Annotated in this window: 23 protein-coding genes; 12 read left to right on the forward strand and 11 right to left on the reverse strand. The window is 64.2% G+C overall.

The window, feature by feature from the left end; all coding sequences use genetic code 11:
• Window positions 1-56: 56 nt before the first annotated feature.
• Together FQU74_RS19685 and kynU are read right to left on the reverse strand one after the other, a co-directional pair.
• Complete coding sequence (locus FQU74_RS19685; protein ID WP_146285526.1) at window positions 57-1,073, reverse strand: L,D-transpeptidase; 1,017 nt, start codon at window positions 1,071-1,073, stop codon at window positions 57-59.
• Between the two features lie 162 nt (window positions 1,074-1,235).
• The gene (gene kynU / locus FQU74_RS06145) at window positions 1,236-2,432 is read right to left on the reverse strand and encodes a kynureninase (RefSeq protein ID WP_146285527.1); all 1,197 of its coding nucleotides are present in this window, start codon (window positions 2,430-2,432) and stop codon (window positions 1,236-1,238) included.
• A gap of 196 nt (window positions 2,433-2,628) precedes the next feature.
• On the opposite strand from kynU, the gene FQU74_RS06150 reads away from it, so the two are divergent.
• The 9 genes from FQU74_RS06150 (at window position 2,629) to glmM (ending at window position 14,782) form a co-directional block, all read left to right on the forward strand.
• Window positions 2,629-3,063, forward strand: coding sequence for a methyltransferase family protein (locus tag FQU74_RS06150; protein ID WP_158635544.1), 435 nt, complete (start codon window positions 2,629-2,631; stop codon window positions 3,061-3,063).
• A 141-nt stretch (window positions 3,064-3,204) separates the two neighbouring features.
• Entirely contained in the window at window positions 3,205-4,779 is a 1,575-nt protein-coding gene (locus FQU74_RS06155) for a Re/Si-specific NAD(P)(+) transhydrogenase subunit alpha (RefSeq protein ID WP_146285529.1), read from the forward strand.
• A 15-nt stretch (window positions 4,780-4,794) separates the two neighbouring features.
• The gene (locus FQU74_RS06160) at window positions 4,795-6,228 is read left to right on the forward strand and encodes an NAD(P)(+) transhydrogenase (Re/Si-specific) subunit beta (RefSeq protein ID WP_146285530.1); all 1,434 of its coding nucleotides are present in this window, start codon (window positions 4,795-4,797) and stop codon (window positions 6,226-6,228) included.
• 186 nt (window positions 6,229-6,414) lie between these two features.
• Window positions 6,415-7,698 (forward strand): DUF3422 family protein, encoded by a 1,284-nt coding sequence (locus FQU74_RS06165; RefSeq protein ID WP_146285531.1) that lies wholly within the window; start codon window positions 6,415-6,417, stop codon window positions 7,696-7,698.
• Window positions 7,699-7,928: 230 nt separating this feature from the next.
• Window positions 7,929-10,469 carry a putative PEP-binding protein gene (locus FQU74_RS06170; RefSeq protein ID WP_146285532.1) on the forward strand — a complete coding sequence of 847 codons (2,541 nt, stop codon included), beginning with the start codon at window positions 7,929-7,931 and terminating at the stop codon, window positions 10,467-10,469.
• A gap of 254 nt (window positions 10,470-10,723) precedes the next feature.
• Window positions 10,724-11,380 (forward strand): cell wall hydrolase, encoded by a 657-nt coding sequence (locus tag FQU74_RS06175; protein ID WP_146285533.1) that lies wholly within the window; start codon window positions 10,724-10,726, stop codon window positions 11,378-11,380.
• 94 nt (window positions 11,381-11,474) lie between these two features.
• Window positions 11,475-12,383, forward strand: coding sequence for a dihydroneopterin aldolase (locus FQU74_RS06180; RefSeq protein WP_146285534.1), 909 nt, complete (start codon window positions 11,475-11,477; stop codon window positions 12,381-12,383).
• A gap of 45 nt (window positions 12,384-12,428) precedes the next feature.
• The gene (gene folP, locus FQU74_RS06185) at window positions 12,429-13,442 is read left to right on the forward strand and encodes a dihydropteroate synthase (RefSeq protein WP_146285535.1); all 1,014 of its coding nucleotides are present in this window, start codon (window positions 12,429-12,431) and stop codon (window positions 13,440-13,442) included.
• Entirely contained in the window at window positions 13,439-14,782 is a 1,344-nt protein-coding gene (gene glmM, locus FQU74_RS06190; protein WP_146285536.1) for a phosphoglucosamine mutase, read from the forward strand. Before folP ends, glmM begins: the two co-directional genes overlap by 4 nt.
• Window positions 14,783-14,914: 132 nt before the next feature.
• On the opposite strand, the gene ilvC is transcribed toward glmM, so the two are convergent.
• Complete coding sequence (ilvC, locus tag FQU74_RS06195; protein WP_146285537.1) at window positions 14,915-15,937, reverse strand: ketol-acid reductoisomerase; 1,023 nt, start codon at window positions 15,935-15,937, stop codon at window positions 14,915-14,917.
• Between the two features lie 249 nt (window positions 15,938-16,186).
• Between ilvC and FQU74_RS06200 the strand changes: the two genes are divergently transcribed.
• Entirely contained in the window at window positions 16,187-16,642 is a 456-nt protein-coding gene (locus tag FQU74_RS06200) for an Lrp/AsnC family transcriptional regulator (RefSeq protein ID WP_146285538.1), read from the forward strand.
• A 10-nt stretch (window positions 16,643-16,652) separates the two neighbouring features.
• The gene (locus FQU74_RS06205) at window positions 16,653-17,111 is read left to right on the forward strand and encodes an Lrp/AsnC family transcriptional regulator (RefSeq protein ID WP_146285539.1); all 459 of its coding nucleotides are present in this window, start codon (window positions 16,653-16,655) and stop codon (window positions 17,109-17,111) included.
• Window positions 17,112-17,165: 54 nt separating this feature from the next.
• Here the strand turns inward: FQU74_RS06205 and FQU74_RS06210 are convergent, their stop codons facing one another.
• The 3 genes from FQU74_RS06210 to FQU74_RS06220 all read right to left on the reverse strand — a co-directional run bounded on the left by FQU74_RS06210 (window position 17,166) and on the right by FQU74_RS06220 (window position 19,380).
• Window positions 17,166-18,362 (reverse strand): UbiH/UbiF family hydroxylase, encoded by a 1,197-nt coding sequence (locus FQU74_RS06210; protein WP_146285540.1) that lies wholly within the window; start codon window positions 18,360-18,362, stop codon window positions 17,166-17,168.
• Window positions 18,363-18,420: 58 nt separating this feature from the next.
• A complete protein-coding gene (locus FQU74_RS06215; protein WP_146285541.1) occupies window positions 18,421-18,651 on the reverse strand; it encodes a hypothetical protein in 231 nt (76 codons plus the stop codon).
• Window positions 18,652-18,732: 81 nt separating this feature from the next.
• On the reverse strand, window positions 18,733-19,380 hold the full coding sequence (locus FQU74_RS06220; protein WP_146285542.1) for a pyrimidine 5'-nucleotidase: 648 nt from the start codon (window positions 19,378-19,380) through the stop codon (window positions 18,733-18,735).
• Window positions 19,381-19,507: 127 nt separating this feature from the next.
• Between FQU74_RS06220 and FQU74_RS06225 the strand changes: the two genes are divergently transcribed.
• A complete protein-coding gene (locus tag FQU74_RS06225) occupies window positions 19,508-20,143 on the forward strand; it encodes a GntR family transcriptional regulator (RefSeq protein WP_146285543.1) in 636 nt (211 codons plus the stop codon).
• Here the strand turns inward: FQU74_RS06225 and moaA are convergent.
• The 5 genes from moaA to glmU form a co-directional block, all read right to left on the reverse strand.
• On the reverse strand, window positions 20,140-21,144 hold the full coding sequence (gene moaA, locus FQU74_RS06230) for a GTP 3',8-cyclase MoaA (RefSeq protein WP_146285544.1): 1,005 nt from the start codon (window positions 21,142-21,144) through the stop codon (window positions 20,140-20,142). The two genes, FQU74_RS06225 and moaA, sit on opposite strands and share 4 nt — an antisense overlap.
• 170 nt (window positions 21,145-21,314) lie before the next feature.
• Entirely contained in the window at window positions 21,315-22,064 is a 750-nt protein-coding gene (locus FQU74_RS06235) for a DNA alkylation repair protein (RefSeq protein WP_146285545.1), read from the reverse strand.
• A complete protein-coding gene (locus tag FQU74_RS06240) occupies window positions 22,061-22,621 on the reverse strand; it encodes a pyridoxamine 5'-phosphate oxidase family protein (RefSeq protein ID WP_146285546.1) in 561 nt (186 codons plus the stop codon). The genes FQU74_RS06235 and FQU74_RS06240 overlap by 4 nt, the downstream gene beginning before the upstream one ends.
• Window positions 22,621-24,435 carry a glutamine--fructose-6-phosphate transaminase (isomerizing) gene (gene glmS / locus FQU74_RS06245; protein WP_146285547.1) on the reverse strand — a complete coding sequence of 605 codons (1,815 nt, stop codon included), beginning with the start codon at window positions 24,433-24,435 and terminating at the stop codon, window positions 22,621-22,623. Before glmS ends, FQU74_RS06240 begins: the two co-directional genes overlap by 1 nt.
• Entirely contained in the window at window positions 24,435-25,790 is a 1,356-nt protein-coding gene (gene glmU, locus FQU74_RS06250) for a bifunctional UDP-N-acetylglucosamine diphosphorylase/glucosamine-1-phosphate N-acetyltransferase GlmU (protein ID WP_188781561.1), read from the reverse strand. Before glmU ends, glmS begins: the two co-directional genes overlap by 1 nt.
• Window positions 25,791-25,814 lie beyond the last annotated feature (24 nt).

The raw sequence follows: 25,814 nt of genomic DNA on the forward strand, positions 1-25,814 counted from the left end.
TGAAAAGCAAAAGGGGCGATGCCATGCATCGCCCCTTTGTCATGTCCTGGATCCGCTCAGAGGCAGGGTTGGCCGGCAGAGGGTACGCAGGCCGCCGCAGGTGCCGGCGCCGCCGCAGTCGGTGCAACAGCCGGAGCCGCGGGCGTTGCCGCAGGTGCCGCCGGAGTAGCCGCTGCCGGAGCAGGTGCCGCAGGTTGCGGTGCAGCCGGGGTCAGTGCCTGCGGCGTGCCGAGTGCGGCAGGGGTGCCGATGGCCGGTGGTGTCATGATCGGTGCCGTCATCACCGGGAATCCGGGTGCGGGCGCGCCGGGCGAAACCGGCTTGGGTGTCGACTTGGCGACCGCCTTCTTCACAGGTGCGGGGGGCGGCAGAATCAGACGGGTCGGACGCGAACCATCGGCGTTCAGCACCACGACCTTCACGCCATTCGGAACGCGATCATAAAGGTCCATCACGTCCTGATTGATCATGCGGAAGCAGCCAGACGACGCGTTGCGCCCGATCGACTGCCATTCAGGCGTCCCGTGAATTCGGAACCCGTAGTCCCGCCCGTTGGTGGTCAGGTACAGCGCGCGGGCGCCAAGCGGGTTGGTCGGGCCGCCGGGCTGGCCTTTCTCCCATTTGGCAAGCTCAGGCTTGCGGGCGATCATCTCTTTCGGCGGTGTCCAGGTGGGCCAGTGCTTGCGGTCGGTGATCAGCGCCTCACCCGCCCACTGGAAGCCATCCTTGCCGACGGCGATGCCATAGCGCATGGCCTTGCCGGGCGCAGTCACCAGATGCAGCGTCTTGGCCGACGGGTTGATGATGATGGTGCCGACCGGATCGTCGGTCTCAAATTTCACCAGCTGGCGGCGCAGTTGCGGCGGCACTTGCTCCTCAGGCACCGCGGGGACCACGAAGGTTCCGTCCTGGCGGGCGACGTAGGCATTCTCGAAGTCAGACGCAGAGGGCTGCTTGACAGTTGCCTGCGGCGTCTTCGTTGCGCCGGTCAGCGACGGGTCGCTGGGCACGCAGGCCGGAAGCGCCACAAGCAGCACGCCGCCCAGAACGAGGCCCAGAACATTTTGCAGCATCTCAAATCACTCCTTCGCAATCCTGTGGATATCTTCGCATACCTACATGAAGTCAGGAATATCCCAAGAGCCGTTGCCCGGTCCAGTCACGAAAAGATTCCCGAATCATGCGCGAGGGCCACATTTCAGCGGCCCTCGCAGGCGCAAACCGCTCTTTGGCCATCAAGTCACGCGGGCGCGCGTCCTGTATTCGTCACGATCCCACAGTCGCCCATCCATCACCTCTTTCAGGATCTCGATCGCGCGTGCGACGTCCTCTTTATCGATGAACAGGGGTGTGAAGCCAAAGCGCAGGATATCGGGGGCGCGGAAGTCGCCGATCACCCCCCGAGCAATCAGCGCCTGCATGATCGCATAACCCTCGGGGTGGCGGAAGCTGACCTGGCTGCCCCTCTGCGCATGCGGGCGCGGCGTGGCCAGAACCAGATCGGGGCAGGTGGCCTCGACCCCGGCAATGAACTGGTCCGTCAGCGCCAGAGAGGCCGCACGGATGTCGGCCATCTCCACCCTGTCCCAGATGTCGAGCGAGGCCTCGAGTGCCGCAAGTTGCAGGATGGGCGGGGTGCCCACGCGCATCCGTTCGATCCCTGCGCCGGGGCGGTAGTCGAGATCGAAGGCAAAGGGCGCTTCATGGCCAAGCCAGCCCGAGAGCGCAGGTCGCGCGACACCGGCATTCCTCGGGGCCACATAGATGAAGGCCGGGCCGCCGGGGCCGGAGTTCAGGTATTTGTAGGTGCAGCCCACTGCAAAGTCGGCGCCACCTGCTGCCACCTCGACCGGCAAGGCACCCGCGCTATGCGCCAGATCCCAGACCGCAAGCGCCCCCACCTCATGGGCGCGGGCGGTCAGCGCGGCCATGTCATGCCGCCGACCGGTACGATAGTCCACTTCGGTGATCATCATGACGGCGATGCTGTCGTCCAGCGCATCCATGACCGCCTCGGGGGCGACGGTCCGCAGGCTGTAGTCGGGCCCAAGTGTCCGGCACAGCCCCTCTGCCATATAGAGGTCTGACGGGAAGTTCCCGGTATCTGACAGGATGACCTTGCGCGTGGGGCGCATCTCAAGGGCAGAGGCCAGCGCCTGATAAACCTTGATCGACAGCGTGTCGCCCAGAACAACCTGTCCGGGCTCTGCCCCTATCAATCGGCCGATCCGGTCGCCCAGGCGGCGCGGCATCTCCATCCAGCCAGCGCGGTTCCAGCCGGTGATCAGCATCTGGCCCCATTCTTCGGTCACAGTGCGCGCGACGCGATCCGCGGTCGCCCTGGGCAACGGACCAAGCGAGTTGCCGTCTAGATAGATCACGCCCTGCGGCAGATCGAACAATGCGCGCGTCGCGCTGAAATCGGTGGTCATGTGCCGGTCCTCCCAATGCGAACAGCCTGCGACGGGGCGCAGGCAGGTGCAAGGCCAGGGTACAAGCTGACGCAACGGAACCTTCGCCGCGCAAATCACGGAACATGAATTATTCTCGCGGCGCTGTTACCGGTTGCAAAGTCGCAAATCACGCGGAATATGCCGCCTGCGACCGGTAACAGGAGTGCCCCAAAGGGTGAAACGCGCGCTCGATTGGCCTCAGGCATGGTTCGTTTTGGCGCTGGCCCTGACCGGCGCCTCGACGGCTTTGCTGAATTTGCAGGGCTCGCCCATGGGCGGTATCGTGCTTCTGGTCGTCGGTCTTGGGATATTTGCGACGGCAGTGGCGCAGATGCGGCGGGCCATGACGACGCTGAACCCGAGGGGGCAACCGTCAAAGCTGGTGACCTCGGGCGTGTTCGAGATCAGCCGCAATCCGATCTATCTCGGCAATGTCATCATGATTCTGTCGCTGGCCCTTTGGATCGGCGCGCCTATTGGTATTCTGGTCGCCGCGGGTTTCGTCAAATTGGTGACCATGCGCTTCATCCTGGCAGAGGAAGACCGCCTGCGTACGACCTTTGGACAGGATTTCGATGACTGGGCACGCAGGGTGCGCAGGTGGATATGACAAAAACGCTGGGGAAATATTGCTGCGTAGCAGAAAGTATGCTTTGAAATTTTCTTGCGTGATGTTTAGCAATTCGCATGCGCCCGGAAACGGGCAAGGGACAATACGCGCCACAAGGCGCCACTGGACGGGGGAGAACTCGTGAAGATCGGGGCACCGAGAGAGATATTCGAGGGCGAGAACCGGGTTGCGTTGACGCCTGATTCTGCGCTGCAGCTTGCGAAGCTTGGTCACACTTGCGTCGTTGAAAGCGGGGCTGGGGCGAAGGCCGGGTTTTCGGACGAGGCCTATGCCAAGGCGGGGGTAGAGGTTCTGCCGTCGGCCAAGGCTGTGTTCGATGCGGCCGAGGTTGTGGTCAAGGTGCGCGGCCCCGAGATGTCCGAGGTGGACATGCTTCGGCGCGGACAGACGCTGATCTCGTTCTTCTGGCCGGCGCAGAACCCCGAACTGCTGGAGGCCGCGTCGCAAAAGGGTGCGACGGTGGTTGCCATGGACATGGTGCCGCGCATCAGCCGGGCGCAGAAGATGGACGCGCTGTCGTCGATGGCCAATATCGCGGGCTACCGCGCGGTGATCGAGGCCGGTAACAACTTTGGCCGCTTCTTCACCGGTCAGGTGACGGCGGCGGGCAAGGTGCCCCCGGCCAAGGTGCTGATCGTCGGCGCGGGTGTGGCGGGTCTGGCGGCCATCGGCACCTCGACGTCGCTCGGCGCGATTACGCTCGCCTTCGATGTGCGTCCTGAAGTGGCCGAGCAGATCGAGTCGATGGGCGCCGAGTTCGTCTATCTGGATTTCGCCGATCAGGTGCAGGATGGCGCGGCGACGGGTGGCTATGCAGCGCCGTCGTCCCCTGAGTTCCGCGAGGCACAGCTCAAGAAGTTCCGCGAGCTGGCCCCCGATATCGACATCGTGATCACCACCGCACTGATCCCCGGCCGTCCTGCGCCCAAGCTCTGGACCGAGGACATGGTGCAGATGATGAAGCCGGGCAGCGTGATCGTTGACCTTGCGGCGGAACGCGGCGGCAACTGCGACCTGACGGTGCCGGACCAGAAGATTGTCACCGACAATGGCGTGACGATCGTGGGTTATACCGACTTCCCCAGCCGGATGGCGGCGCAGGCCTCGACGCTCTACGCGACCAACATCCGCCACATGCTGACCGATCTGACGCCCAAGAAGGACGGCGTGATCTTCCACAACATGGAAGACGACGTGATCCGCGGCGCGACGGTGACGCATGAAGGCGCGGTGACCTATCCGCCGCCGCCGCCCAAGGTGGCCGCGATTGCCGCGCAGAAGCCGAAGGAAAAGCCCAAGGAGCTGACGCCCGAAGAGAAGCGTGCGCAGGAAGTGGCGGCCTTCAAGACCCAGACCCGCAATCAGGTGGGGATGCTGGTCGTGGGCGGTGCGCTGATCCTGCTGGCGGGGCTTTATGCGCCGGCAAGCTTCATGTCGCACTTCATCGTCTTCGTGCTGTCGGTCTATGTCGGCGTCCAGGTGATCTGGAACGTCAGCCACAGCCTGCATACGCCGCTGATGGCGGTCACGAATGCGATTTCGTCGATCATCATCCTTGGGGCGCTGATGCAGATCGGGTCGGGCAACTGGCTGGTCGTGATCCTTGCCGCCCTGTCGGTCTTCATGGCCGGGATCAACATCTTCGGTGGCTTCATGGTCACCCGGCGCATGCTCGCCATGTTCCAGAAGTCGTAAGGGGAGCGCCGCAGAATGGAATACGGATTTACCACGGCCGCCTATGTGGTTGCAGCGGTTCTCTTCATCCAGTCCCTTGGCGGGCTGTCGGGTCAGGAAAGCGCCAAGCGCGCGGTCTGGTACGGCATTTTCGGCATGGCACTGGCGGTTCTGGCGACGCTTTACGGCCCCGGCGCGGACAACTGGCTGATCTCGGTCGTGATGGTCGCGGTGGGCGGGGCCATCGGCTGGGTCGTGGCGCAGCGCGTCCAGATGACCGAGATGCCGCAGCTGGTGGCGGCGATGCACAGCCTGGTCGGTCTTGCGGCGGTGTTCATCGGCTTCAACACCCATATCGAGATGATCCGCATCGCCGGCATGGATGAGGCCGCACGTGCCGCACTTGAGGGCTTTGCCGGTGTCGTCGCCCACAAGACCGGGGCCGAGATCGCGATCCTTCGGGTCGAGACCTTCCTTGGCGTCTTCATCGGTGCGGTCACCTTTACCGGCTCGGTCATCGCCTTTGGCAAGCTTGCGGGCAAGGTGGATGGCAAGGCCAAGAAGCTTCCGGGCGGGCATGTGCTGAACGCAAGTGCGGCGCTGATCTCGCTGGTGCTGCTGGTCGTCTATCTTCAGACGGGCTCGACGCTGGCGCTGATCGTGATGACGCTGGCCGCGCTCTTCATCGGCTACCACCTGATCATGGGCATCGGCGGCGCCGACATGCCGGTGGTGGTGTCGATGCTGAACAGCTACTCGGGCTGGGCGGCAGCGGCCATCGGCTTTTCGCTGTCGAACGACCTGCTGATCGTGGTTGGCGCACTGGTGGGCTCGTCCGGTGCGATCCTGAGCTACATCATGTGCAAGGCGATGAACCGCAGCTTCATCAGCGTGATCCTCGGCGGCTTCGGCGGCACGACCGGTCCCGCGATGGAGGTGACGGGCGAGCAGATCGCGATCGACGCCGATGGCGTGGCCGCGGCGCTGAACGATGCCGACAGCATCATCATCATCCCCGGCTATGGGATGGCGGTGGCGCAGGCGCAGCAAAGCGTGTCGGAACTGACCCGCAAGCTGCGCGCCAAGGGCAAGAACGTCCGCTTCGCCATCCACCCGGTGGCGGGCCGTCTGCCCGGGCACATGAACGTTCTCTTGGCCGAGGCGAAAGTGCCTTACGACATCGTGCTGGAGATGGACGAGATCAACGAGGACTTCCCCGAAACGGATGTTGCGATCGTCATCGGCTCGAACGACATCGTGAACCCGGCGGCGCAGGAAGACCCCAACAGCCCCATCGCCGGCATGCCGGTTCTGGAATGCTGGAAGGCCAAGCAGGTCTTCGTGTCGAAACGTGGCCAGGGCACGGGATACAGCGGTATCGAGAACCCGCTGTTCTACAAGGAAAACACCCGTATGTTCTATGGCGACGCCAAGAAGAGCATCGATGCACTCCTGCCCATGATCGAGTGATCGGGGGAAACAGAACAATCGCAAGGCCCCGGAGAGATCCGGGGCCTTTTCGCTGGATGCGGATGATGTTGCACAATTGCAAGTATCCCTGCGCATACCAGCAAGGCGCTGATTTGCGGGCAGATTCCATCACATCAGCCGCTATCGTGCAGGCCTTCACCTGACTGGAATACCCGACGAGCCGCCATGAGCCTGATTGACGACCACCCCCTGCGCTATGCCTTGGTCAATGAACTGCACGCACGCCCGTTTCCGGCGCTGACCGCTCCCTGCATGGCCGCCTATGTCGCCATCAAAGAGCCTTCGGATGCACATAACCGGGACCGGCAGGCCGATCGGGCGCACCTTCTGGCTTTGCTCGACCGCTATGGCGCAGGCCATCCGCAGCCGGATGCCACGCATTTTTCCGCGCCCATCGGCCGGGCGGAGCTGAAATGGGAAAGCCATACCGAATTCGTGACCTATTCGGCCTTCAGCCCGGGCCTGTCCGCGCGGCCTTTTGATCCCATCGAGGCCGAGGTCTTTCCGGCTGACTGGATTGCGGACGCCCCCGGCAGGCGCCTTGTTTCAGTGCTGATCCGGGTGGAACCGATGCCCAAGACGCTGGCCGAGGTAGCCGAACGCATCGACAGCTGGTTCGTTGCCGAAAGCCTTGCGGTCTCCTCGGTTGTCGATGGTGCAGCGATTGTCGCGGGTGACTTCCGGGTCGATCCGGCGGGGCATATGCGCTTTGCCGTTTTCGTGCAGCCCGGCATTGGCCAGCGCCGCATCGGCCGGATCGTGCAGCGCTTGTGCGAGGTCGAGACCTATCGGGCCATGTCCATGCTGGGCCTCAGCCGGGCGCGTGAGCTGTCGTCGCGGCTCAACGCGCTTGACCCCCGGCTTTCCGCATTGGTCAGCAGCCTTGACGCCAAGGATCGCTCTGCCGAGGCCGTTCTGCACGACCTTCTGGCGATCTCGGCCGAGCTTGAGGCGCTTGCCGTCCGCTTTTCTTTCCGGTCTGGCGCGACAGAGGCCTATGAGGCCATCGTGAACCAGCGGATTTCAGTTCTGCGCGAAGAGCGGGTCGAGGGGCGGCAGACCTTTGGCGAGTTCATGATGCGCCGCTATGATCCGGCCATGCGAACGGTGAAATCGACGGCAGCCCGGCTCAAGACCATGTCAGAGCGCGCCGCCCGCGCGGCCGAGTTGCTGCGCACCCGCGTTGATGTGGAGCGGAGTGCCCAGAACCAGAGCCTGCTGGAAAGCATGGACCAGCGCGCCGCGCTGCAACTGCGGCTGCAGCACACCGTCGAGGGCTTGTCGGTCGTTGCGATCAGTTACTATGCAGTGAGCCTTGCCTCTTATGCAGGCTATCCGCTGGCCAAGGCCCTGCACCTGTCGAAAGAGGCGCTGACAGCCATCCTTGTGGTGCCGGTGATCGTAGCGGTCTGGCTGATGATCCGGGGAATCCGCCGCGGGATACACTGAACCGCTGGTGAAGGGGGCTGTCTGCCCCCTCGGCGCGTGCCGCGCCTCACCCCCGAGGATACTTTCGAAAAGAAGAAGTCGGCTGCGTACTTTCTCTTTTTCAGAAGTATCCTCAGGGGGTGAATTGTCCGCGAGGACAAGAGGGGGCGCGAGCGCCCCCTTTGCTCAATCCGTCGCTTGCGCCGCAGCGTGATCTGTCTATCCTGCCCGCAACACGAAAAGGTGCCGCAGTGCAGAAACCCGAGTTCCTGACCGATTTCACTGTCATCTCGCCGTCGGCGCAGATTGATCCGGCACGCCACGGTTGGCGGGCGAAATGCCTGCAACGTCTGGTCCGGCTGGAGCTTCCGGTGCCCGAGACGGTCGCACTGCCGGCCTCGACCGTGCGCGCGATTGCGGCGGGTCAGATGGTCGACTGCGCGGGCATACTTGGTCACTTTGGCGACGTGCCGCTGGTCTCGGTGCGACCGAGCCCCGAGAACCCCGACTGGGGGGGACCTGCGACCATTCTCAACGTCGGCTTCAACACCGCCCGCCATGATCATCTGGCACGCACGCATGGGCAGGCTGCAGCGGACGCGCTCTATCTGCGCTTTGTGCAGGGGTATGCGATCCACGTGGCGCGCCTCGACCCCGACACGTTTGAGGGGCTGGAGCCCAATGCAACCGGTCTGCGCGAGGCGCTGCGCAGCTTCCAGCAGGAGATGGATGAGCCTTTCCCCGAGGACCCGGCACGGCAACTGGCTGATGTGCTGCGATCAATGTCTCGTGCCTGGGAGGGGACGACCGCGCGCCTGTTGCGGCAGGCCAAGGGTGCGCCCTCCGAGGCCGCGCTCGGACTCGTGGTGCAGAAGATGGCGCAGGGCATCGGGCAGGGGATCTCTGGTTCCGGTGTCATACAGTTCGCCGATCCGATTACGGGCGATCCCAAGGTCAAGGGCCGCTATCTGGGGCAGAGCCAGGGGCGCGACGCGCTGACCAAGGGCGATGCGATCTATCTGACACGCGACCCCCGTGGGGCCTCGCTTGAAGAGCTTGCGCCCGAGGTCTTTGCCGAGCTTATTCGCCACGGTGCCGCCTGCCGCGGGCGCCTGCGGGAAGAGATGCAGATCGAATTCACCATTGAGGACGGCCGTCTGTCGGTGCTGGATGCGGTCAAGGTGCAGCGCTCGGCGCGTGCAGGGCTCAAGATCGCTGTGGCATTGGCCAAGGATGGCATCATTACGCAATCCGAGGCCGTGCTCAGGGTCGAGCCCCGCGCCCTTTCGGAACTGCTGCACCCGCAGGTTGATCCGCGCGGTCCCCGTGATGTCTTTGCCCGTGGCATCGCGGCAAGTCCGGGTGCCGCGACAGGGCGCATCGTGTTCAGCTCGCAGGCCGCGCAGGCCAGCGCCTCGCGGGGGGAGCCCTGCATTCTTGTGCGGCGCGAGACGGCGCCCGAGGATATCCGGGGCATGCATTCGGCGGTCGCGGTCCTGACCGAACGCGGCGGCATGACCAGCCACGCGGCCGTTATCGGGCGGGGCCTGGGGCTGCCCTGCATCGTCGGGGCTTCGGACATCCGGCTGGATGCCAAGGACCGCAGGCTTGTGACGCGGGATGGGCGGGTGTTCAACGAGGGCGACATTATCACCATTGACGGCACGACCGGCGAGGCGCTTGTCGGTGCAGCCGAGATGCTGCCCCCGGCACAGGACGGGGCGTTCCGGCAACTGCTGGCCTGGGCTGATGAGGTGCGCGATATCGGCATCCGTGCCAACGCCGATACACCTGCCGACGCACAAACCGCGCGCGATTTCAGCGCCGAGGGCATCGGGCTCTGCCGGACGGAACACATGTTCTTTGACGAAGACCGCCTCGTCGTCATGCGCGAGATGATCTTCGCCGATACCTCGACGGACCGGGCCGCCGCTCTTGCACGTCTCTTGCCAATGCAGCGCGCCGACTTTGGGCAGCTTTTCGAGATCATGCGTGGGCTTCCGGTCTGCATCCGCCTGTTCGACCCGCCGCTGCACGAGTTTCTGCCCCATTCGCGCGAGGGGCTGCGAGAGCTGGCCGAGGCGCTGGACCGCCCGCTGTCCGAGGTGACGCGACGCGCCGAGGCGCTGGCCGAGTTCAACCCGATGCTAGGCATGCGGGGAGTGCGGCTTGGGATCGTTCTGCCCGAAATCTACGACATGCAGGCCCGTGCGATTTTTGAGGCGACGGTCGAAACCGTGCGTGCCGGTGATCCGGTGGTGCCTGAAATCATGATCCCGCTCGTTTCGGCCCGGCGCGAGGTCGAGCTGGTCAAGACACGGATCGACGCCCTTGCGGCGGCGGTGCGGACCAAATCGGGCGTTAGCTTCGATTATCGGCTGGGAGTCATGGTCGAAACTCCGCGCGCGGCGCTGCGTGCGGGCGAGATTGCGCAACACGCCTCCTTCCTGTCCTTCGGTACGAACGATCTGACGCAGATGACCTATGGCCTGTCACGGGACGATGCCGGGCGCTTTATGAACACCTATGTGCAAGAGGGTGTCTTCCCCGAGGATCCGTTCCATATCCTTGACGTTGACGGGGTGGGAGAGCTGCTGCTGATCGGGGCTGAGCGTGGGCGCAAGACGCGCGAGAAACTGACGCTTTCGATCTGCGGTGAGCATGGTGGCAACCCCGAATCAATCGCCTTTTGCCGCAATGCCGGGTTCGACTATGTCAGCTGTTCGCCCTATCGCGTGCCGCAGGCTCGTCTTGCGGCAGCGCATCTGGCGCTGACTGAACCCAAGGGTTGAAACCTGCGATATATGCGAAAGATAGCGGCGGATCATCGTCGATTTCGCAGTTTTACCAATCTTTGGACTTGCATTTTTCATGCAGAAGATCGGCGGTAACTCGCCGAAATCGGTTGCATCGTCGAATCGGTGCCGGGTCAAGGCTTTACACCCCCGGCCTGTCAGGCGTATCCGCCCCGCCTGTCGTCGATCGGAGATGATCCGTCCGGGAAGTCCGGTGCGACGACGCTGGGACAGTGCCGGGAAACGACGCCATGTGCTTGCGACAAATCTGGACGGCGGCCACCGTGGCCGTGTTCGTCCTGACTGGCGCGGCCCTCGCAGATGTGACGGTCCGCCAAGGTTATGAGATCACCGGCGTCAGCGCCGGTTCAGAAGAGCAGTATCAGGCAGTCGGCGCCATGCGCCTTGCCGCACTTGCGACGCCGGCAGGGGTTGGTCGACCGCCAGCCCTGACCGAGGGGCCCGCGACCCCGCAGATCACTATCCGCTATGAAGAGGGGTTCCTTGACGGTTTGCCTGCCGCCAAGGGGGATGACGATTGGGAATGTCTGGCCAATGCGATTTATCATGAGGCGCGGGGCGAGACGATCCGGGGCCAGTTCGCGGTGGCCGAGGTCATCCTGAACCGGACCGAAAGTCCGAACTACCCCACGACCGTGTGCCGGGTGGTGCATCAGGGCGGCAAGAAGGGCTGCCAGTTCTCCTTTACCTGCGATGGCAAGTCCGATCGTGTCAGCGAACGCACAGCATGGGAGCGCGCGGGCAAGATCGCCCGGCTGGCGCTCGACGGCGCGCCGCGTCTGCTGACCAATGGGGCGATCTACTTCCATACGGTGCGGGTGCGTCCCCGCTGGATGCATCGTCATGACCGGACCGCAGCCATCGGATCGCATCTCTTCTACCGCTGATGTCGCGCGTGATCGCTTGCTTGCCGGCATGGGGCAGGGCATAGGCTGGTTGAGCGGCTAAGGTCGCGCGACACAGTTGCGCCCGGAGGGCAGAATGACCAGCGATATCCGTCTTGCCTTCGCCCATCCCGAAGAGCGCGCCGCAGCATCGGCTGGGGCCGATCCGCGCGACCGCATCTCGTTGCGCGACCATATCGTCGAGGCCGATATCGGCGCCTTTCAGCAAGAGCGCGGCCAGAAGCAACGGCTGCGTTTCAATGTGGTGGTCGAGGTGCGACCGCATCCGGCGCCGCTGGACGATGATGTGGACCGGATCCTGTCTTATGACCGGATCACGGAATCGATTGCGTCCGAGCTTGCGGCTGAACGTCTGAACCTGCTTGAAACCCTGGCCGAGCGTGTGGGCGAACGCATCCTGGCCGAACCGCAGGCGATGCGCGTCTTCGTGCGGATCGAAAAGCTGGACCGCGGTCCAGGCGCGCTTGGGGTCGAGATCGTGCGCTCGCGTGCGGCGACGCCGTTGCGCGCGGCTGATCCCGATGGCGGCATGCAGGCCCTGCATCCGCTGGTCGTGTTCCTTGACAATGCGACGGTTGCCGCGTCCGATCTGTCGGCCCGGATTGACGCGTGGCAGGCCCGTGGGCGGCCTGTCATCCTCACGGTTGGCCTGCCCGACGGCCCGCGCCCGCAGACCGGCCACAAGCCAACGCAGCGGCGCATCGATCTGCTGGCCATCGAGCAGAACGCCTGGGTGCTGGCTGCGCGCGATCCGCGTTGCGTGGTGGTGGCGACCCGGACCGAGATCGACTGGGCGATGAAACATGGACAGACCATTGTCTGGGCCCCTACCAAGCTGGTGCTCGACGCGGTGGACGGACCTCATTCGCGTGAGCCGGTGGCGCTGGCGCTGTGGCTTGCCGAGCTGACGGCAGCGGATGGCTTCGTGGTTCACGGGTCTGTAACAGTGCCGGCGGGAAGCCGCGTGACGGTCGAGCGCGCCTGAGGCCCGGCCCTTGCCAGCCCTCTGGCTTGGGGCTAACCCGAAGGCATGATCTACTATCGTCCTATCCCGATGCAAGACGCGGCCCGCCCTGCGGGGGCGTTGACGCTGGCCGGCGGCTGGCTTTGGTTCGACCGTGTCGAGGTGCTGGAGCGGGGGCGCGCGCCCAAGCTGGTGCCCGCCGCCGACCTGCCGGTCGATGCGCTGGCCCGCCTGACCGCGCCGCGCGCCGATTTTGCGGGTCTCGCGCTGGACCGTCCGCGCCTTATGGGCATCCTCAACGTGACGCCCGACAGCTTTTCCGATGGGGGGCAGTTCCTCGCCCCCGAGGCAGCGGTGGCGCAGGGGCAGCGCATGGCAGGCGCGGGGGCCGAGATCATCGATGTCGGTGGCGAGAGTACGCGTCCCGGTGCCGCCGAGGTGCCGGTCGATGAAGAGCGCGCGCGTACCGCGCCGGTGATCGCCGCGTTGCGCGCGGGCGGGATTGAAACCGCGATCTCCATCGATACCCGCAAGGCCGCTGTGGCCGAGGCGGCGCTGGATGCTGGGGCCACGTTCATCAACGATGTGGCCGCCTTCACCTTTGATCCGGCGCTCAGCGCACTTGCCGCGCGCCGCGGTGCCCCCGTCTGCCTGATGCATGCACAAGGCACGCCGCAAACCATGCAGGCCGATCCGCGCTACGATGACGTGCTGCTGGATGTCTATGATTTTCTTGCCGAAAAGGTCGCTGAGACCGAAGCCGCAGGTATCCCGCGTGCCCGGATCATGGTCGATCCCGGCATCGGTTTTGGAAAGACACTGGACCACAACCTGACCCTGATCCGGGGGCTTTCGCTGTTCCATGGGCTCGGGTGCCCGATCCTTCTGGGCGTCAGCCGCAAGAAGTTCATCGGTACGATCGGATCAGAGGCAGATGCCGCGCGACGCGTGCCCGGCTCGGTCGCCGTGGCGCTGGCAGGCGTTGCACAGGGCGCGCAGGTCCTGCGCGTTCATGATGTATGGGAGACGCGGCAGGCCCTTGCCCTGTGGCGATCCGTGACAACCGGAGACGAGAGATGAGCCGCAAGCTGTTCGGCACCGATGGCGTGCGTGGTCGCGCCAATACCTATCCCATGACCGCCGAGATGGCGCTGCGCCTTGGCGCGGCGGCCGGGCGCTATTTTCGCCGCGATGGTGGTTCCGCCCATCGTGTGGTGATTGGCAAGGATACCCGGCTGTCGGGCTATATGCTGGAAAACGCGCTTACGGCGGGCCTCACATCGACCGGCATGAATGTCCTGCTTCTGGGACCCGTGCCGACGCCGGCGGTGGGCTTCCTGACCCGCTCGATGCGGGCCGATCTGGGCGTGATGATTTCGGCCAGTCACAACCCGCACCACGACAACGGCATCAAGTTCTTTGGCCCCGACGGCTTCAAGCTGTCGGACGAGGCGGAGGCAGAGATCGAGGCGATCCTCGAAGGTGAGATCGCCCCGGCGCAACCGCAGAACATCGGGCGCGCGAAACGGATCGAGGATGGCCGTGGGCGGTATCAGGAATTCGTCAAGACCACCTTCCCGGCCGGGCTGCGCCTCGATGGCCTGAAGGTTGTGATCGATTGTGCCAACGGCGCCGCCTACAAAGCCGCGCCCGAGGTTCTATGGGAACTAGGGGCCGAGGTCATCCCGGTGGGCGTGTCGCCCAACGGCACCAACATCAACGACCGCTGCGGATCAACCCACACGCAGACGGCGGCCGAGGCGGTTGTCGCGCATGGCGCACATGTCGGCATCAGCCTTGATGGTGACGCGGACAGGGTGATGATCCTTGACCAGAACGGCCAGGTCGCGGACGGCGACCAGATCATGGCGCTTCTCGCCGCCCGTTGGGCCGAGGAGGGCAGGCTGAACGGCGGCACGCTGGTCGCAACGGTCATGTCGAACCTCGGCCTTGAGCGGTTCTTGTCCGCGCGCGGCCTGCGACTGGAAAGAACCGCCGTGGGGGATCGTTATGTCGTTGAAGCGATGCGTCGGGGTGGGTTCAATCTGGGGGGCGAACAGTCGGGCCATATTGTGATGACCGACTTTGCCACTACGGGTGACGGGCTGATCGCCGGGTTGCAGTTCCTGGCCGAGATGGCGCGGACGGAAAAGCCCGCGTCCGAACTGGTGCGGAACTTTGAAACCGTGCCGCAGCTCTTGAAGAACGTCCGATATGGCGCTGACAAGCAACCGCTATCTGTCGATAGCGTGAAGGCGCGGATTGCCGAGGCCGAGGCGCGGCTTAACGGGCTTGGGCGCGTGCTGATCCGCAAATCGGGAACCGAGCCCCTGATCCGCGTCATGGCGGAATGTGAGGACGAGGCGCTGTTGCTGCAAGAGGTTGAGGGCATCGTCGCTGCCGTCGAGGCCGCGGTCTAACGGCGGCAAGAGGCGCTTGCCCCCTCTGGGCATTCACCCCCGGAAGATGTTCGGACCAGAGTGAACAGGGTCCAAGAATGAAAAAGGGCCGGCGTGTGGTGACGCCGGCCCTTGGTCTTTGCTGCCTTCGCGTCAGTTGCGCGAACGGTCCACCATCTTGCCCTTGGAGATCCAGGGCATCATTTCGCGCAGCTTGGCGCCGACCTGTTCGATCTGGTGCTCGTCATTGGCGCGGCGCGAGGCCTTGAGGAAGGGCTGGCCGACCTGGTTTTCCAGCATGAAGTCACGCACGAACTTGCCACGCTGGATATCCTCGAGAACCGCCTTCATGCGGGCCTTGGTCTCGTCATAGGGCAGGATGCGCGGGCCGGTGACATACTGGCCGTATTCGGCAGTGTTCGAGATCGAGTAGTCCATGTTGGCGATGCCGCCTTCATAGATCAGGTCGACGATCAGCTTCACTTCGTGCAGGCATTCGAAATAGGCCATCTCGGGGGCGTAGCCCGCCTCGACCAGCGTTTCAAAGCCGCAGCGGATCAGCTCGACCAGACCACCGCAGAGCACGGCCTGTTCGCCGAAGAGGTCGGTTTCACATTCCTCGCGGAAGTTGGTCTCGATGATGCCCGAGCGGCCGCCACCGATGGCCGAGCAGTAGCTGAGGCCGATTTCCAGCGCGCGGCCGGTTGCGTCCTGATGTACGGCAACGAGGCAGGGCACGCCGCCGCCCTTGGTGTATTCGCCGCGCACGGTGTGGCCGGGGCCCTTGGGCGCCATCATGATGACGTCAACGCCGGGTTTGGGCTGGATCAGGCCGAAGTGCACGTTCAGGCCGTGGGCAAAGGCGATCGCCGAGCCTTCGCGCAGGTTGTCGTGGACGTATTTCTTGTAGGTCTCGGCCTGCAGCTCGTCCGGCATGGTGAACATGATGACGTCGCACCATTTCGCGGCTTCGGCGATGTCCATCACCTTCAGTCCTTCGGCTTCGGCCTTCTTGGCCGAGGGCGAGCCCGGACGCAGGGCAACGGCGAGGTTCTTCGCGCCGGAGTCACGCAGGTTCAGCGCGTGGGCGTGACCCTGGCTGCCGTAGCCAAGGATGGCCACTTTCTTGTCCTTGATCAGGTTGATGTCGCAGTCGCGATCATAATACACGCGCATGGGCGTTTCCTTCAGTTGGTTTACCCGGCAGAAGATATAGTGTTCCGCGCGACTGATCGTGCAAATGTATCGATTTTCGCGGCATGTATCAGGTAATCAATCTTCATTTAGCGGTATGGTGAAAAAGTCATGCGCGATCTATGATGGGATGCGCAAGGTGATTGCATGGCCGCATGGATCGCATCCTCCAATTCGATGGCAGGGAGGCCACCTGCGTAGGTGCGAAGAAACGAAAACGGGTTGTAGGACATGATCGATGAGGCAGACCGGCGTATCCTGCGGCACCTATTGGCCGATCCTGCGCTGACGACGGCAGAGCTTGCCGAGCGCGCCGGTGTCACGGCGGCGACCTGCTGGCGGCGGATCGAGAAGCTGACGGATGCTGGCGTGATCCGGTCGCGGCAGGCGGTGATCGACTGGCGCCGTCTGGGCTATGAGGTGGAGGTCTCGCTCCGCTTCACGCTGGACAAGACGAACCCGCGCGCCTTTGACGAGTTTCTTGCTGCCGCACGCGAGGTGCCCGAGGTGATCGGGATCGAGACCTTTCTGGGCCGGGTCGACGTGCGGTTGAACGTGATTGCGCGCGACATGGTGCATTACCAGCAGATCTACCGGGAACGGATCCTGACACTGCCACACATCGCAGATATCGAGGCGCTGATGCTGATCTCGACCATCAAGGATAGTGCGGGGGTGCCGCTATGAGGACAGGGGCGTGATCGACCTTGATGATATCGACCGGGCCTTCCTGCGCGAACTGGCCCGCGATGGCACGCTTTCGGCGGGCGAACTCGGGCGGCGCCACGGGCTGAGCCAGCCTGCCGCCTGGCGGCGAATCAAGCGGCTGGAAGAGGCGGGTATCCTGGCCGGTCAGCGGGTAGAGGTTGACCGCACGGCGCTTGGCTTTGGCGTCACGGTCTTTCTGGGGATCAAGCTTGCCACCAAGGGGCGCGTCAGCCTTGAGGATTTCGAGCGCGCCGTGACGGCCATTCCCGAGGTGCAGGTGGTGCAGCACGTTCTGGGCCTGTTTGACTATCGCCTGCGCGTGGTCGCCCGGGATATCGCTGATTTTGAGCGTGTGCTGCGCCGCCGGATCATGACTTTGCCCGGCGTGGGGCAGGTTGAGGCGAATGTCCTTTTGACCGAAGAGGCACGGCCGGGTCCTCTTGGCTAGCGTCGATTGGGGTATTTGGGCCAAGAGGAAGCGGGAAGGTCGGTTTTGGGTGACTTACCTGATCCCGATGCCTGCGCGCATCAGCGTGCGCCGCACCGGGTCAATCGAATAGAGCGCATCAAGCGTTGACGCGCGCAGGTCTCGCAAGGGTTGCGCGCCGATCTGCGAGGCGCGGTTCAGCATGTCGATCCCCATGACGCGGGACTGCACGTCCAGGTGGCGCTTGCGGTGATAGCTCTCCAACATTGCCGCGCTGCCAAGGGCTGAGGGCTGGGCCTCGGCCAAATCCAGAAGGGTGGTCAGGTCAGCAAGGCTCATGTTCAGCCCCTGCGCGCCAATGGGTGGCACCACATGCGCGGCCTCGGCCATCAACGCAGTGCGCTCGGCCACCATGCGATGTGCGATCTGCGCGATGATGGGCCATGCGGTCAGTCGGCTGATCTGGCGAAGCGGGCCAAGCAACCCGCAGGACCGTTCCATCATCTCGGCCGCGAAATCCTCGGTCGGCAGGGCGAGGCGGCGGTCGACTTCTGCGGCGTGATCCATCCAGACCACGGCAGAGCAGGGCTGGCCGTCACGATCCGGCAGCGGCACGAAGGTGAAGGGCCCGCCGGAACGATGGATCTCGGTGGAGATGTTGTGATGTGGAACGGTGTGGCTGACCGCAAAGGCCAGCGCCTTCTGGCCGTAGCGCAGGGTCTTGACCGTGATCCCGACCGCCTCGCGCACGGTACTGCCGCGACCGTCTGCACCGATCAGCAGCCGGGCGGAAATGCGCCGCCCGTCGGAGAGGGTGATCAGGGCCTCGGATTCGCGGGTCAGGACTGCCGCCGTTGCCACCCCCGGCAAGAAGCGCACATTGGGAAGTTCGGCGATCCGCGCCAGCATCTCGCGCCGCAGAAGCCAGTTGGGCAGGTTCCAGCCAAAGGGTTTGTCTGAAAGGTCAGCCGCGTCGAAATCCTTGACGATGCGGGGCTCAGGGCGCGCGCCCCCGGCATCGACGATGCGCATTATCTGCAGGGCCGCCGCATGGGGGGCAAGGCGGGTCCAGAGCCCGGCTTTTTCCAGCACCGGGATTGAGGGGTGGAGGAAGGCCGTGGTGCGCAGGTCCGACCCTTCGGCCTCGCCGCGAGTCACGGGTGGGTTCGGCTCCACGCAGATCACCTCAAACCCGGCGGAACCAAAGGCACAGGCCGCAGCAAGGCCGGCGACGCCGCCGCCGGAAATCAGGATGTCGGTTGTCTCGCGCATCTCGCCCTCCGTTTCGGCTCTAGATAGGGCAAAGGGCCCGGGGCGTCCACGCGGCAAGCTATCCCAGGGTGATGCAGATCAGGATCACGAACATGACCGGCACGAAGGCGAGTGCCGTCATGGCGAGGGCGACCACCCCCCAGGTTTTCACGGCCAGAACCACCAGCGTGACGAAGATCGTCAGCAGGTAGAAGACAACGTTGATATCGCGCGCAATGTCGCGGGCGATGAAGCCGATGATCGGCAGGCGCTCGGCGCCAGAGGGGGCATTCACGGGAAGGGTTGTCATGGATGGCATCTCCTGTTCGCGCGGCCAAATATGCCGCTGCGCAAAAGATGAATCCACGCCGCATCTTGTCGCAGGGGCGGATCAGTCGATCAGCCGCGCGAGGAAGCCCGAGAGGTCATCGGTGTGGTGGTGGATATACGGCGCAGGTGCGGCCTCAGGGGCGACATGGACCGTGCGCAGACCCATCTCATGCGGTGCAGCCAGATTTCGGGGATCATCTTCGAACATGGCGGCGCGGGTTGGGTCAAGACCGTCGACGGCAAAGACCGTCTCAAAGGCCGCGCGATCGGGCTTTGGGCGGAAGCCCGCGTGCTCGACCCCGTAGATCGCATCGAACGTTTCCCCAAGTCCACGTGCAGCAAGCACTTTTTCGGCATAGGGGGCGCTGCCGTTCGTATAGACGATGCGCCGTCCGGGCAGGGCGCTGATGCGGGCGGCAAGGGTGGCATCGGGCGAAAGCACGCCAAAGTCGATGTCATGCACCTCATGCAGATAGGCATGGGGGTCCACGGAATGCTCGGCCATAAGGCCCGCAAGTGTGGTGCCGTAAAGCTGCCAATAGTGCTGGCGCAGCCGGTCGGCCTCGGTGTTCGGAACGCCCAGTTCCCGCATGACATACTGCGTCATGCGTTGCTCGATCTGGTCAAAGAGCCGCGCGGATGGCGGGTAAAGCGTATTGTCCAGATCAAAAACCCAGGTCCGGACATGCGAGAAAGATTGCCTGATCATGTGAACGTCCTAGCCGATTGTACTGTGGCCGACAACGCAACGCACTTGCATGTCATGGCTTTGTGATCCTAGGGTCGCGGCCAGGGAGGCGCGGACTGGACTGCCGCGCAAGACAGAGGACCGATCCGTGCAGAAAGACGCCTACACGCTTATTCTCGAGGCCATCGAGGCGGGTGTGTACAAACCCGGCGACCGGCTGGTGGAATCAGAGCTGGCCGAGCGTCTTGGTGTGTCGCGCACCCCTGTGCGTGAGGCTCTGCAACGGCTTGAGACGCAATCGATGCTGACACGTGACGGGCGAAGCCTGATCGTGGCTTCGCTCGATCACAACCAGCTGGCCGAGCTTTACGCTGTCAGGACAGAGCTTGAAGGACTGGCCGCGCGTCTTGCGGCACGTCATGCAACGGATGAGGAAATCCGCGTCCTGCGCCTGATGGCGGAGGAGGACCGCGCGCTGACAGGTGGCGATCCGCGCGCGCTGAGCCGGGCAAACAAGAGGTTCCACAAGCAGATCCACCTCGCGAGCCACAACCGGTTTCTTGTGCAGCAGCTTGATCTTGTGCACCGCTCCATGGCGTTGATGGCCAATACATCCTTTGCCGCCGAGGGGCGCGACGAGGTTGCGCTGGCCGAACATGATGCGATCGTGGCTGCCATTGCCGCGCGAGATGGCGATGCGGCCTACACGGCGTTGAAGGCCCATATCTCGAAAGCCTTCGAGACGCGGCTCAGGGTCGAGGCTGGAGAATTGAAACTGCGTTAGCCGCCCGTGTGGCTCATGTGGCGCGACATCTGGCCCGCGACCTTCTGGCGGGAATAGTCGAAGTCATGTCCCTTGGGCTTGCGTGCGATGGCGGCGCGGATCGCCTCTGTCAGCACCGCATCGTCGCTTGACGCCCGCAGGGGCGCACGGAGATCAGCCACATCCTCTTGCCCGAGGCACATGTAGAGCTCGCCCGTGCAGGTCAGCCTGACCCGGTTGCAGCTTTCGCAGAAATTATGCGTCATCGGGGTGATGAAGCCGATCTTCTGGCCTGTCTCCTCGACGCTGACATAGCGGGCAGGGCCGCCGGTGCGTTCTGCCAGATCGGTCAGGGTAAAGCGCTGCGCGAGCTGATCGCGCAGGTCTTTCAGTGACCAGTATTGGTCTAGCCGGTCCTCGCCACCCAGATCACCCATCGGCATAACCTCGATGAACGTCAGGTCATGACCCTCACGCGCGCACCAGTCAGTCAGGGTGAAAAGTTCGTCATCGTTCACCCCTTTCAGGGCGACGGTGTTGATCTTGACCCGCAGTCCGGCACGGCGCGCGGCATCAATCCCGTCGAGCACCTGCGGCAGGCGCCCCCACCGGGTGATCCTCTCGAACTTTGCGGGATCAAGCGTGTCGAGCGAGACGTTGATCCGCCGGACACCGCAGTCGGCAAGCTCGGTCGCAAAACGCGCGAGCTGGCTGCCGTTGGTGGTGACCGTCAGTTCTTTCAGCGCCCCGGTATCGAGATGGCGCGACATGGCACGGAAAAAGGTCATGATCCCTTTTCGCACCAAGGGCTCACCCCCGGTGATGCGAAGCTTTTCGACCCCGAGGTCCACGAAAGTGGTGCAGAGCCGGTCAAGTTCTTCCAGCGTCAGCAGATCTGCTTTCGGCAGAAAGGTCATATGCTCGGCCATGCAATAGACGCAGCGGAAATCGCAGCGGTCTGTCACCGATACCCGAAGGTAGCGGATCGCACGGGCAAAGGGATCGATCAGGGGCGCGTTCATGGGCAGAGTCTATGCCCAGTACGTGGGGGCGGCAAGGCGCGGCTTAATCGGCGGGGATAAATTTGTCGGTGGGTGCGGGGCCCATGCGGTAGGTGGGGGGCTGTCTGCCCCCCACGCTTCCCTTCGGGAAGCTCCCCCCGAGGATATTTGTGAAAAGAAGAATGAGGGGGCTATTTTGGCAGATAGAGCGCGGCTTCCTTGCGGGCAAAGGCCTTCATCCCGGCGCCGTGCTCGTCAAGAAAGCGGGCCGTGCGGACCGCGTTATGCTTCGAGAGGTCCCGGAGCCACCAGCCGATGGCCTTCTGGATGAACCAGTCGCGGTCGGGGACATAACTGGCCGCCCAGCCGAGGACACGCTCACGAGCCGCAACCTCGTCGGGTTTGGGGAAATTCAGCTTGGTCAGCGGCAGGGTGATGACCAAGGCCGCTCGGCGCTGCCACACAAGCGGGCTTTGCGTCCAGCGCTCCACCGTGTCGAGGCGCGAGAGGTCGGCCATGATGCGCTTTTCACCGGCCTTGCAGGCATGGTCGGCGATGGCCCAGGCATCGAATTGCGGAACCCAAGACTGGATCAGCGCCCAGACATCGTCATCCGGGCGGATGCGCGCCTGCGTCAGCAACCGGGCGGCTGCAATACGGGCCTCATGGATGTCGGTCTGCCAGAGGGCGTCTGCCAGGTTCAGGCGGTCATCGACCGTGAGGCCCGCGCGCCAGGCACGGGTCAGGGTGTCAATCGCCGGAACCGGGGTGCCCAGATAGCGGCGCGGCGCCTTGTGATAGGCGGCCATCTCGGGCGCCTTGGCCGGATCGGCAGCAGCCTCTATCTGCGCCAGCGCCTCGGTGACGTTGGCGGGCACCGGGATCGCCGGTGCATCGGGCTCGTCCCCCCAGTCCTCGTCGCTCCAGTCCTCGGTACTCATTTGGCGGGGTCCAGGTTGGCCTCGATCCCGGTCGGCAGGCCGTCGATCGAGGTGCGGTTGCGTTCGTCCCAATAGGCGGTGAGGCCATCCTCTCCCTTGAGTTCGGCCCAGTTGCGCAGCACGGGGCGTTCGCGTGCGCCCTCCATCATCGGAACCGCGTAGCCGCAGGAGGTTTGCACCATCTCCACCTGCATATCGACGATCTGCCGGGCACCCGGCACGTCTGGCAGTTCGGCGGCGAGTGTCGTCCAGTCGGCATGGCTGCGATGGACAACCCGCGCCACGCCATAGGCGCGCAGGATCAGCGGGCGCGTACCAAAGCTGCACCACATCACCGTCATGCGCGGATCATGGGGCAGGTGGGCCGCCGTCTCGTTCCCTGATCCGGTGAGGTTCAGCCAGACCAGCCGGTTGGGGCCGAGGATCCGCAGCGAATCCATCCCCTTGGGCGAGAGGTTGATGCGGGCCCCGGGCGCCGATGTCGCAACGAAGAAGATCGCCTGTTCGGCGACGAAACTGGTGTGATCGTCGGTAAAGCCGTCGAACTGCTTTGCCATCACTCCACCGTCACGGATTTTGCGAGGTTTCGCGGCTGATCGACGTCGGTGCCTTTGGCGATCGCGGTGTGATAGGCCAAAAGCTGCGCGGGGATCGCATAAAGGATCGGGGCAAAGACGTCGGGCACCTTTGGCAGCGTGAGCGTGCGCCAGCAGCCCGCGCCCGCCTCGGTCACACCTGCGGCATCCGACATCAGAAGCACCTTGCCGTGGCGCGCCATCACCTCTTGCATGTTCGAGACGGTCTTTTCGAACAGATGGTCGCGCGGGGCGAGCACGATCACGGGTACACGGCTGTCAATCAGTGCGATGGGGCCATGCTTCAGCTCGCCGCTGGCGTAGCCTTCGGCGTGGATATAGCTGATTTCCTTAAGCTTCAGCGCGCCTTCCAGCGCAAGCGGATACATCTGGCCGCGCCCCAGGAACAGAACGTCCTGTGCCTCGGCCAGTTGTTCGGCCAGCTTCTCGATCTCGGGCGCGAGGCTGAGCGCGTGGTTCATCAGCCCGGGCAGAAGGCGGAAGTCGGCGATATGGGTGGCGTGTTCCTCGGCTGTCAATCTGCCACGGTCGCGCCCGGCCTTCAGCGCCATCAGCGCCAGAACGGCAAGCTGGCAGGTGAAGGCCTTGGTCGATGCGACGCCGACCTCTACCCCTGCGAGAATGGGCAGTGCCAGATCGCTTTCCCGCGCGATTGACGATGTGGGCACATTGACGACCGAAAGCACCTTGGCAACCTTGTCGCGGGCATAGCGCAATGCGGCCAATGTGTCGGCGGTCTCGCCCGACTGGCTGACGAACAGCGCCCAGCCCTTATCGGACAGTGGCGGTTCGCGGTAGCGGAACTCGGACGCGATATCGATATCGCAGGGAAGACCAGCGAGGCTTTCGAACCAGTACTTCGCAACGTGGCAGGCGTAATGCGCCGTGCCGCAGGCCACCAGCGTCAGCCGGTCAACGCCGGAGAAGTCGAGCGCCTGAAGCGCGCTGTTCCCATCGTCGGCGACATAGTGCTTCAGCGCATCAGCCAGAACGACAGGCTGTTCGGCGATCTCTTTCGCCATGAAATGCTTGTAGCCGGCTTTTTCGATCCGGGTGGCATCAACCTGGATGCGGGTCATGGCGCGGTTTGCGCGGCGGTTCTGCGCGTCGAAGATCTGTGCGCCCTTGCGGGTGATGACAGCCCAGTCACCTTCCTCGAGATAGGTGATCCGGTCGGTCAGGGGGGCAAGGGCAATGGCGTCAGAGCCCACGAACATCTCACCATCGCCATGGCCGATGGCGAGCGGGCTGCCCTTGCGGGCGCAGATCATCAGGTCGTCCTCGCCCTCGAACAGGAAGCAGAGCGCAAAAGCGCCGTGCAGGCGGGGCAGGACGGCCTCGACCGACTCTGTCGGGGTCTTGCCTTGCGCCATTTCGCCCTGGATCAGCGCAACCACCGTCTCGGTATCGGTTTCAGATTCAAAACTGTGGCCGGCGGCGACCATCTCGGCCCGTAGGTCGCGGAAGTTTTCGATGATGCCGTTGTGAACGACGACGACGTTCCCGGCGCGATGGGGATGGGCATTCGCCACCGTCGCAGCACCGTGCGTGGCCCAACGGGTGTGGCCGATTCCGGCGCGACCTGCGAGGGGGTCATGCACCAGAAGGTCGCTCAGGTTGGCAAGCTTGCCCACTGCGCGGCGGCGGTCGAGCCGGCCGTCGTTGACCGTTGCGATGCCCGCACTGTCATAGCCGCGATACTCCAGTCGCTTCAGGCCTTCCACCAGCAGCGGTGCAACCTGATGATTGCCAAGGATACCGACAATTCCGCACATTATGCTTCGCCCTTCTGGCGTTTGGCCTTGATCGCCTTGTACATTTCGAACAATTTCGGGGCCAGGCCCGGTTTCGTGACCTGACGCGCGCGACCAAGCGCCACGGCCTCAGGCGGGACGTCCTCGGTGATGGTGGAGCCCGACCCGGTCATGGCGTCATCCCCCACCGAGACCGGGGCCACCAGCATGGTGTCAGAGCCGATGAAGGCGCGCCTGCCGATCCGGGTGCGGTGCTTGTTCACCCCATCATAATTGCAGGTGATGGTGCCCGCGCCGATGTTTGTGTGCTCGCCCACATCGGCATCGCCAAGGTAGGTCAGATGTCCGACCTTCACACCCTCGTCGAGGATGGCGTTCTTGATCTCGACGAAGTTGCCGACATGCACGTCCTCGGCCAGTTCCGCACCGGGGCGCAGGCGCGCGAACGGCCCTACAGTGGCCCCGCGCGAGACATGACAGCCCGTCAGGTGGCAAAAGGCCAGGATCTCGGCGCCGCTTTCGATGGTGACGCCGGGGCCGAACACGACATTTGCGCCGATGATGGCATCGCGTCCAACGACCGTATCCAGTGCAAAGAAAACGGTCTCGGGCGCGGTCAGCGTCACACCGTTTTCCAATGCCTCGGCGCGCGCGCGGGATTGAAAGGCGGCCTCGGCCTCGGCCAGTTGCGCGCGGGTGTTCACGCCCATCGTCTCGGCCTCGGGGCAGGTGACGACACCGGCTGACAGCCCGCGGGCGCGGGCCAGTTCGACAATATCGGTCAGATAGTATTCGCCCGCCGCATTCTGGTTGCCCACTTCGGCGACAAGGCTGAAGAGGGTCTGCGTGTCGGCGCAGATCACGCCCGAGTTGCAGAGGGTGATTGCCCGCTCCGCCTCGGTCGCGTCCTTGAACTCGACAATGCGCTCCAGCCGGTCTCCATCGGCGATCAGCCGTCCGTATCTGCCCGGATCGCGCGCCTCAAACCCCAGCACGACCACGGCATGCCGCGCGCGGGCCTCTTGCATGGCCTCCAGCGTTGCAGGCTGGATAAAGGGGGTGTCGCCGTAAAGGACGACCGTGTCGCCTGTTGCGTCCGCCAGGACAGGTGCCGCCTGTGCGACGGCATGGGCGGTGCCCAGCTGTTCTTCCTGCACGACAATGGTGCAGCCTTCATCAAAAGCCTGTGCCGCCTTGCCCACCGCCTCGGCGCCATGCCCGGCCACCACAACCACGCGGTCGGGTTCAAGCGCCTGACCGGCCTGCATGGCGTGATGCAGAAGCGGGGCACCCGCCACGTGATGCAGCACTTTCGGCAGGTCGGAGTTCATCCGCGTGCCTTGCCCCGCGGCGAGAATGACGAGAGAAACCGACATAAGACCCCTTTCAATGGCGCGGCA

Origin of the sequence: Gemmobacter aquaticus (assembly GCF_007859075.1) — a bacterium.
In the GTDB taxonomy this organism is placed as follows: domain Bacteria; phylum Pseudomonadota; class Alphaproteobacteria; order Rhodobacterales; family Rhodobacteraceae; genus Gemmobacter; species Gemmobacter aquaticus.

What these genes read in the sequence shown, in the direction of transcription:
- FQU74_RS19685 (WP_146285526.1), bottom strand. Translation starts at nt 1,073, where the DNA reads ATGCTGCAAAATGTTCTGGGCCTCGTTCTGGGCGGCGTGCTGCTTGTG.
- kynU (WP_146285527.1), bottom strand. Translation starts at nt 2,432, where the DNA reads ATGACCACCGATTTCAGCGCGACGCGCGCATTGTTCGATCTGCCGCAG.
- FQU74_RS06160 (WP_146285530.1), top strand. Translation starts at nt 4,795, where the DNA reads ATGGAATACGGATTTACCACGGCCGCCTATGTGGTTGCAGCGGTTCTC.
- FQU74_RS06165 (WP_146285531.1), top strand. Translation starts at nt 6,415, where the DNA reads ATGAGCCTGATTGACGACCACCCCCTGCGCTATGCCTTGGTCAATGAA.
- FQU74_RS06175 (WP_146285533.1), top strand. Translation starts at nt 10,724, where the DNA reads ATGTGCTTGCGACAAATCTGGACGGCGGCCACCGTGGCCGTGTTCGTC.
- FQU74_RS06180 (WP_146285534.1), top strand. Translation starts at nt 11,475, where the DNA reads ATGACCAGCGATATCCGTCTTGCCTTCGCCCATCCCGAAGAGCGCGCC.
- folP (WP_146285535.1), top strand. Translation starts at nt 12,429, where the DNA reads ATGATCTACTATCGTCCTATCCCGATGCAAGACGCGGCCCGCCCTGCG.
- glmM (WP_146285536.1), top strand. Translation starts at nt 13,439, where the DNA reads ATGAGCCGCAAGCTGTTCGGCACCGATGGCGTGCGTGGTCGCGCCAAT.
- ilvC (WP_146285537.1), bottom strand. Translation starts at nt 15,937, where the DNA reads ATGCGCGTGTATTATGATCGCGACTGCGACATCAACCTGATCAAGGAC.
- FQU74_RS06200 (WP_146285538.1), top strand. Translation starts at nt 16,187, where the DNA reads ATGATCGATGAGGCAGACCGGCGTATCCTGCGGCACCTATTGGCCGAT.
- FQU74_RS06210 (WP_146285540.1), bottom strand. Translation starts at nt 18,362, where the DNA reads ATGCGCGAGACAACCGACATCCTGATTTCCGGCGGCGGCGTCGCCGGC.
- FQU74_RS06215 (WP_146285541.1), bottom strand. Translation starts at nt 18,651, where the DNA reads ATGACAACCCTTCCCGTGAATGCCCCCTCTGGCGCCGAGCGCCTGCCG.
- FQU74_RS06220 (WP_146285542.1), bottom strand. Translation starts at nt 19,380, where the DNA reads ATGATCAGGCAATCTTTCTCGCATGTCCGGACCTGGGTTTTTGATCTG.
- moaA (WP_146285544.1), bottom strand. Translation starts at nt 21,144, where the DNA reads ATGAACGCGCCCCTGATCGATCCCTTTGCCCGTGCGATCCGCTACCTT.
- FQU74_RS06235 (WP_146285545.1), bottom strand. Translation starts at nt 22,064, where the DNA reads ATGAGTACCGAGGACTGGAGCGACGAGGACTGGGGGGACGAGCCCGAT.
- FQU74_RS06240 (WP_146285546.1), bottom strand. Translation starts at nt 22,621, where the DNA reads ATGGCAAAGCAGTTCGACGGCTTTACCGACGATCACACCAGTTTCGTC.
- glmS (WP_146285547.1), bottom strand. Translation starts at nt 24,435, where the DNA reads ATGTGCGGAATTGTCGGTATCCTTGGCAATCATCAGGTTGCACCGCTG.
- glmU (WP_188781561.1), bottom strand. Translation starts at nt 25,790, where the DNA reads ATGTCGGTTTCTCTCGTCATTCTCGCCGCGGGGCAAGGCACGCGGATG.